At 59.8% G+C, this 7,461-nt stretch carries 7 protein-coding genes and 1 pseudogene; 4 read left to right on the forward strand and 4 right to left on the reverse strand.

The annotated features are described in order from the left end of the window. A pseudogene (locus NW856_RS06840) lies at positions 1 to 383 on the forward strand (hypothetical protein); the annotation flags it as partial. A 256-nt stretch (positions 384 to 639) separates the two neighbouring features. Here the strand turns inward: NW856_RS06840 and NW856_RS06845 are convergent. Further along, positions 640 to 1,794, reverse strand: coding sequence for an AI-2E family transporter (locus tag NW856_RS06845; RefSeq protein WP_414399608.1), 1,155 nt, complete (start codon positions 1,792 to 1,794; stop codon positions 640 to 642). 73 nt (positions 1,795 to 1,867) lie between these two features. On the opposite strand from NW856_RS06845, the gene xseA reads away from it, so the two are divergent. The 3 genes from xseA to folD all read left to right on the forward strand — a co-directional run bounded on the left by xseA (position 1,868) and on the right by folD (position 4,339). Next, positions 1,868 to 3,148: an exodeoxyribonuclease VII large subunit gene (xseA, locus tag NW856_RS06850; RefSeq protein ID WP_414399609.1), complete on the forward strand. Its 1,281-nt coding sequence runs from the start codon at positions 1,868 to 1,870 to the stop codon at positions 3,146 to 3,148. Next, the gene (gene xseB, locus NW856_RS06855; RefSeq protein WP_414331652.1) at positions 3,129 to 3,365 is read left to right on the forward strand and encodes an exodeoxyribonuclease VII small subunit; all 237 of its coding nucleotides are present in this window, start codon (positions 3,129 to 3,131) and stop codon (positions 3,363 to 3,365) included. Before xseA ends, xseB begins: the two co-directional genes overlap by 20 nt. A gap of 92 nt (positions 3,366 to 3,457) precedes the next feature. Continuing rightward, positions 3,458 to 4,339, forward strand: coding sequence for a bifunctional methylenetetrahydrofolate dehydrogenase/methenyltetrahydrofolate cyclohydrolase FolD (folD, locus tag NW856_RS06860; protein WP_011431762.1), 882 nt, complete (start codon positions 3,458 to 3,460; stop codon positions 4,337 to 4,339). 263 nt (positions 4,340 to 4,602) lie between these two features. Here folD and NW856_RS06865 read toward each other — a convergent pair whose 3' ends face one another. The 3 genes from NW856_RS06865 to NW856_RS06875 form a co-directional block, all read right to left on the reverse strand. Then, positions 4,603 to 5,112, reverse strand: coding sequence for a hypothetical protein (locus NW856_RS06865; RefSeq protein ID WP_414399610.1), 510 nt, complete (start codon positions 5,110 to 5,112; stop codon positions 4,603 to 4,605). 316 nt (positions 5,113 to 5,428) lie between these two features. After that, a complete protein-coding gene (locus tag NW856_RS06870; RefSeq protein ID WP_414399611.1) occupies positions 5,429 to 6,046 on the reverse strand; it encodes an Npun_F5749 family FMN-dependent PPOX-type flavoprotein in 618 nt (205 codons plus the stop codon). A 48-nt stretch (positions 6,047 to 6,094) separates the two neighbouring features. Beyond that, the gene (locus tag NW856_RS06875) at positions 6,095 to 7,369 is read right to left on the reverse strand and encodes a GNAT family N-acetyltransferase (RefSeq protein WP_414399612.1); all 1,275 of its coding nucleotides are present in this window, start codon (positions 7,367 to 7,369) and stop codon (positions 6,095 to 6,097) included. Positions 7,370 to 7,461 lie beyond the last annotated feature (92 nt).

Below are 7,461 nucleotides of genomic sequence, written 5' to 3' on the forward strand. Positions count from 1 at the left end.
CAACGCCAACTCCTACTCCGACGCCAACACCCAGCCCGACGCCCACACCCACACCCACTCCGACTCCAACGCCAGAGGCGACGCCCACGCTTGCACCTCGTCGCCAGCCGCGCTTTCAACTGGGCCGCCCCCGTCCGACACCAGAGGGGATCCCGGCTGTTCCAACGCCACCGCCCGTAGTAGCCACTCCCGAACCTGAGCTTACGCCTGAGCCCAGCCCAGAGCCCTCTCCGCAAGCTGTGCCCACTTCAACTCCCCAGCCTGTGGCTACGCCTTTGCCGCGCGTGACCCCCATTCCCTTCCAGGAGCGGCGGGTGCGACAGCAGGGGTTGCGGCTTTTCCCGCCGGGACTCCACAGTCCAACCTTGCCAGGTGAGCGATAGCGGGACAGAATCCTTGGTTGACAGAATGCCCTTCGCACAGCGGGCCGTAGGTCTCACTGTTCTCCCAATGCCCCTCTGCCTGGGTGCGCAGTTGCCAGTTGTCGCGTTCTCACACCGGTCAAGCGCGAGGAGCGTGGAGCGACGGGAAAGAATCCCCCGGCTCTAGCCGTGGGGAGAACGTCGATTCCTGCCCAATGGAAGGGCCGGTCGTGTGGCTAAGCTGATGGGGTTGAGCCAAGCCAGGAGCATTGCCCCCTCAACCTTCTCGCACCGATTGCGGTCGCGGAATGGGATCCTGGTTTTCCGCCTGGGTGGAGCTCTGGATCCCATTCTCTCCACTTTCCAACCTGAGCAAGGGCCGCAATCGGGATCCCTGCCAGGGATCCAGGACATCCCGAATCAGCACCTCCTGAATCCACACCTGCAGGATCGCCGCCAAGGGCACGGCCAGGAACAGGCCCAGCACCCCAAAGAAAAAGGCTGAAGTAATTTGGGCTACTAGGGTTAGGGCGGGCAGGAGCGACACCTGTCGGGACATGACGATCGGGGTGAAGACGCTGCTTTCCAACTGCTGGATCAGGATATACAGTCCCAGCACCGCCAAGGACTTCCAAGGGGCATCCGTGAGGGCTACCAGCATGGGGGCCACCACGCTCAGGGTTGGGCCGATGTTGGGGATGAAGTTGAACAATCCCGCCAGCACCGCATTGGCCAAGATCAGGGGCACCCCCAAAATCCACAGCCCGATCCCACTCAGCAGCATCACCAAGGTGCTGGTAAACAGGATCCCCATCAGCCAGCCCCGCAGCGCCAGCTCACAGCGCTTGAGGATGTAGCGAATGCGGGGACGGTAAAAGGCCGGGAAAACCGAGACAAAAGCGCGACTGTAGGCTTGGGGATCCGCCAACAACAAAATGGTGAGGATGATCACAAACAACAGGTTGAGCAGGGTGCCGAAAAAGGCAGTGAAGGACTGGGAGAAAAAGTCGCGCACCTGTCGCACCAACTCGGTGGCCTGGGGCACCAAGCTATTGGCCAATTCCCGCAGCGTCGGCAGCTCAATATCCGTCGGCAAAGAGAGGATCAAGCTCTCGAACAGTCGCTGGGCCTGAACGATCCCGGCGGGCACCCCATCGGTAAACAGCCGCCGCAACTGCTCTGCCAGGGGGGGCACTACGATCAACCCCACTAGGACCGCGCCCACCAGAACTGTCAAACTGGTCACGACAATCGAGGGGCCACGCCGAAAGCCGTAGCGCTGTGGGATCTGGGCCAAGGTATCCAATGCTACTGCCAACACAATGGCCGCGAACACCAACAGCAGGATCTGCCGGATCTGCCAAAGCAGAACTAGCAGGCCCAACAGCGCCCCTAGCCCCAGCCACTGGGCGAAGGTCACCCGCCAGCTCACCTCCTCTCTCGCCCGGTTGTCGCCTATTCTAGATGGGATCCCGACAAGTCCCATCGCTATTCGAGAACCCTGGATGCGCGATCCTGTCCCTTCAGAAGTGACTTTAGCCGCCCGCAGCAGTGGGATGGAGTTTTTGCTCACGGATGAAGCTCCCCTGCTCTCGGTGGGGGGAGTGTCCCGTTATTTGAAATCGCTGCTGGCCGGGGATCCCTACTTGGCCAGGCTGTGGGTGAGCGGGGAAGTCTCCAGTTGCCAGCGCAACCGCAATGGCCACCTGTTCTTGACCCTAGTCGATCCGGAAACCGGCGACGTTCTCAAGGGGGTGGTCTGGCAGGGCCAAACTTCCCGGCTCAGTTTCTGGCCGGAAGTGGGGCAACAGGTGCTTGCCCTTGGGCAACTTGGCATCTATAGCGGCGGCAGCCATTATCGCCTCGTCATCTGGCAATTGCTGCCTGCCGGGGAAGGGCTGTTGGCGTTGCGATTTCAACAGCTCAAGGCCCGCCTCAGTGCTGAGGGCTTGTTCGATAATCAACGACCTCTGCCTGTTCATCCCCAGTGCATTGCCGTCGTTAGTTCCCCCCACGCTGCCGGCTGGGGAGATATTCGGCGCACCCTCAACCAGCGCTACCCCGGGCTACGGGTGCTGTTCTCCCCAGCTCAAGTGCAAGGGGAGGCGGCCCCGGAATCAATTGTGCGGGCCATTCGCCGGGTGGAACAGGATGGGCGGGCGGAAGTGCTTCTTTTGGCGCGGGGCGGTGGAGCCAGCGAAGATTTGGCCTGTTTTAACGATGAGCGGGTGGTGCGAGCCATTGCCGAATGTCGGATCCCGGTGGTCACCGGGATTGGCCACCAGCGGGATGAAACCCTGGCGGACTACGCTGCCGACTACGCCGCCCATACCCCAACGGCAGCTGCCGAGCGGATCGTGCCGGATCTGGGGGAATTGCAGCGTCAGGGATCCCAGTTGCGCCAGAAGTTGATCGAACGCACTCGCCAAGCTTTGGAAAGGGCCCAGCAGCGTTTGCAGCAGGCCCAACACCACCTGGCTTACGTGCATCCAGAGCGGCTGTTGCAACAGGCTCAGGATCGCTTGACCCAACACCAACATCGCCTGCTCCAAGCCGTGCGCCATCGCTTCCAGCAACGCCAACAGCACCAACAGGCCCTGCAAGATCGCCTCCAAGCGCTCGATCCCGAAGCCATTCTGAAACGGGGCTATGCCTTGGTGCGAGATGAAGAGGGATCCCTGATCCGCACCCATCGCCTGCCTCCCCAAACCCGCCTGATGATACAACTGGCCTCGGGAAGCCTATGGGTACGAGTAGAGGAGAGCCATGAGCCGCCGCAAACGTGAGGAGCCGTGGCGCTATGAAGCAGCCATTGCCGAGGTGGAAACTTTGATTGCCCAGATTGAATCGGGGGAACTGGATCTGGCGGAAGTGGTGGAGCGCTTTCAACAGGCCGCCCGAACCCTGAAAACCTGCGCGGACTTCCTGGAGCAAAAGCGGCAGCAGGTGGAGATCATCATCGAGCAATTGGGCCAAGAGGAAGAAGACCTGCCCGAATCATAGGGATCCCACCTGATCATTCCCCCTGCACTGCTGTCGCCATTCTGCTTCACTATGGATGGTCGTTGGATGGTTGTCTTTATCCTTGCGCCCCCATGCCCGCAAAGATCCTCGATGGCAAAGCCTTAGCCGCCCGCTTGCAAGCGGAGATGGCCGCCCAAGTGCAAGCTTGGATACCCCAGGTGGGGCGACCACCGGGATTGGCAGTGCTGCGGGTTGGAGAGGATCCCGCCAGTGCGGCTTACGTGCGTGGCAAAGAGCGGGCCTGTGAGCGGTTGGGCATTGCTTCTTTTGGCCGACATTTTTCCGCCCAAGACTCCCCTGCCCATTTGCTCGACACCATCGACCAACTCAATCAGGACGAGCGGGTGGATGGCATCCTCGTCCAACTGCCCCTGCCCCCCGGCTGGGATCCCATCCCCCCCCTTCTGGCCATCAATCCCGACAAAGATGTGGATGGACTCCATCCCCTCAACCTGGGCCGGCTGTTGCGCGGCGAACCCGGCTTGCGCAGTTGTACCCCTTTGGGCGTGATGCGCCTGTTGCAGGCAGAAGGGATCCCGATTGCAGGCCGAAAGGCAGTGGTGGTCGGTCGCAGCATCTTGGTGGGCAAGCCCTTGAGCTTGATGTTGTTGGCCGCCGATGCGACGGTCACCCTAGCCCACTCCCGCACCCCCGACTTGGCAGAAGTGACCCGCGCCGCCGACATTGTGGTGATGGCCGTGGGCCGCCCCCGCCTATTGAGGGCAGACATGGTGAAACCCGGCGCGGTGGTCATCGACGTTGGCATCAACCGCATCGAGACCCCCACCGGAGCCGAGCAATTGGTGGGAGATGTGGACTATGAAGCGGTCAAAGAGTTGGCCGCTGCCATCACGCCCGTACCGGGAGGCGTAGGGCCGATGACGGTAACGATGCTGCTGGCCAACACCCTACAGAGCTATAAACTGCGCAGCCACTTGTGTAGTCATTATTAAACAGGAATGAAACATTTCTGTTGCATTGTTCCCTAACTTCCCTCTCTCTCTGGGAGAAGAGCTGGGGTTGGTCGCGGCAGCGGCACAGAGCGCTTGGGGAGTGTCTCAATCTAGCTTGAAATGACTATGGTTTGGAGACTGTTCTCAAAATGTTCTGTTGCTTGGATCCTCCCCCTTTGGCCCAGAAGAGTAAGGAATGGAGAAGTTGCCCCAGAGGAGTTTGAGGTGACCGCTGCAAATGTCCAAGCTGCGCGCGGAGCACCCTAAGGCTGCAAGATCATCGACCAGGAGCCGCTCTCCCCATCCCAAAACGGGGCCAGAGACTCTCCCACCACATTTGGCCCCCAATAGCGGCGGGTTCCATCCAAGGCGAAAGCCACCACAATGTCTCCGGGGCCGATTTGCAGCGGTTCTTCTCCCAAGCTCAGCAGCAATCCTTCGCTGCCCCCTTCTCCAGGTGCAAAATCCCAGTGGGCTGTCTCTGGATTGATCATCCGTTCGCCGCTGCGCATCAAGATCACCAGCCGAACCGGATGGGGCGTGCGATTGCCGACCCGAAAGGGTCCTGTGCGGGCGAAGGTGGGGACAGCCTGGGGGGGCAAGGCAGGTTCTGAGTGCAGAACAGGGATAACATTCCCCTCAACGGAATCCTCCAAGGCTTTCAGCGTCGGTTTCTCCAGAGTCTGTGCCCTCAATCCCTGCACGAGAACCCCTACCCCAACCAGAGCGGCAGACAACACTAGGGATCCCTTGCCCCTCAAGGCCCTGTTCATGGATGGCCCACCAGCGAAAAGAGAGGCGACAGCCCGAGCAATGTAGGCAGAAAATGACCAGATCAAGACGCACATCGAGACCACTGCAAGCCAAAGTGATACGTGTCGAGTTAGACAAAAGGCATCAACTGCTGCCCTACCCCTGATAGACCAGCCATACGCGTACAGAGTTCCATCAGAGGATAACGCCCCCACCGTGCAGAACACGATCGTTCAGCTACGTTAACACGTCCATTCCTCTATTCCCTGTGCTTTGGAGGAACAAGGAATAAGGGATCCCCCACTCCAGACCAAGCTAAGCAAGTTTGGATCCCTTTTAGGGATTCACAGCCCGACGCTGCCACCCTTCGGAAGTGCGCTCGTACACCGTCCGCAATTGGGGATAGATCTGATCCCCCTTAAGCTGCAAGTGATCCACCTCTGTTGGCTCCAGCAGTAATGCCACAAAAGTCTGCGGGGGCAGCGGATCTTTCTCTTTCGGCAACTCTTGAATAAAAGCCTCTGGCGGGGCGAGCGGCCCTTTGGGTTCCGGCCAAAACCAGAGGAGCCGTCCTTTTTCCGATATTTGTTGCCACAACTGCTGCCGCTGGCGCTGGGCCTGGGGATCCGGATGATCGGCGGCGATGGCCTCAAGGGTGCCGGCAATGCGGAATTGCTCGCGGGTTTTGCAGAAATACCAGCAGATCTGAGCCTGGGAGCAGTGGGCAATTTGTCGGATCTTCTCGCTGCGACTATCCACCGCCAATTGAATGCGGTCGGTATCGCCCAAAAACCCCCGGAAAACGACCGTGCGGTTGCGCGGATGCCCCTGGGGATCCACCGTGGCCAATTGCAAATACCGCACACCGGGATCGCTACGGTTACGGTGCAGTGCCGCCTGAATCAGCGCCCGCCAAGAGGGATCCGCAGTAGAATTGCCCTTCGGGTCTTTCATCCGTTTTTCGCAAGGTGCAAGCAAGCCAGGATTGGGGCTCTCTCTCCCTTAGCTAGGGGGTGGAGAAGCCTCAGATTGGGAGTCTCTGGAGTGCCTTGGTGAGGACTCCGCACCGCTGATGCGACCAGAGCTGGGATCCGGCTCAGTTGGGCTGATGGGATGAAAGTGGTGCTCCAGCCAGCCTTCCGGTGGCCCCTCAAACCGCTCCGGCACCGGCTGCTTCACCTGCAATCCCCGCAACACCGCGTTGAGATAGGCGCTATCCCAGCTAAAGAAGCGGCTTTCGCGGATTTTGTGCCACACCGAACGCGACATCAGCAACGTCCGCTCTACATCCTGGGCTCCCAGCTTCAGCAAGAACTCCTCCCGTTCCGGCTGGTAATCGGTGGAGGCCAAGGCCAGAGATTGCGGCGGATGAGCCTGAGTAAGCTGGGCCATCTTGGCCATGAGTTCGGGGTAAAGCCAAGTGTAGGCGGGGTGAACCGTGAGCTTGGCCACATGAGGTTGCTGCCCGGTGCGATCCAACTTCAAGTTGAAGTAGCCGATGGCGGTTTTGCGTTCGGGCTCGTAAACACACACTTCCACCCGTTCCGTCTGGCTAATGGCGCATTTGGCCTGCTCCAAAAGCCAATCCAGTGGGTTGGTGCGAAAATCGTTCACCTCGCGGTCGTACACCTGGCGCACAGTGGCCGGCATGGATCCCGTATCCAGTTGGTAGATGGCATAGGCATCCCGGTTGGTCACCGGCACCAGGTTGGGCAATTTGGGCTCGTGCTGGCTGAGAGCTGCCAGAATATCGGCTGGAATCGACCAGTAGGTGATCTGAGCCAAGGGTTGGAAGCCGTTGCGCCGGTAGAGCGCCATTGCCCCCTTGTTGTGGATGTTCACCTCCAGGATCCAGGTGCGAGCTTCCCGAAAGTGCTCCATGCAGTGCTTGAGCAGCCGGGATCCCACCCCCTGTCGCTGGGCAGAGGGCGCCACTGCGATATGATCGACCCGCCAGGTGCTGCGGGAATGGTTGAAGGGAGAAACCTGAATCACCCCCTGAATCTTGCCCTTCAGCTCCGCCACATGCACTGTAAACATGTGCTGGAAGCGATTGGGAAACAGGGTCAGGGTTTTCAGGGGCCCATACCACTGGCGCAACCGCCGCACTTGGCGACGAATATCCACCGAGCGGCTGCTGTACTCTTCATCAAAGGCTTGCGCCAAAATCTCTTCCACAGCCTCCAGATCCCCCAGTTGGGCGGGGCGAATGATCAGGTCAGGGGCACCAATGGGGGCTTCGGCATCCGGGTCAGGTTTTGCTGTGGTGTTGTCCATGCCAATCGCAGGCGGGAGAATATTCAAAGCATAGCTCAGGCTCTCTTGCTTTTTCTAACCGGGAGCATGACTCTAGTCAATAATAAGCTCAA

Source organism: Synechococcus sp. R3-13 (assembly GCF_047462195.1).
Taxonomy (GTDB): Bacteria; Cyanobacteriota; Cyanobacteriia; order Thermostichales; family Thermostichaceae; genus Thermostichus.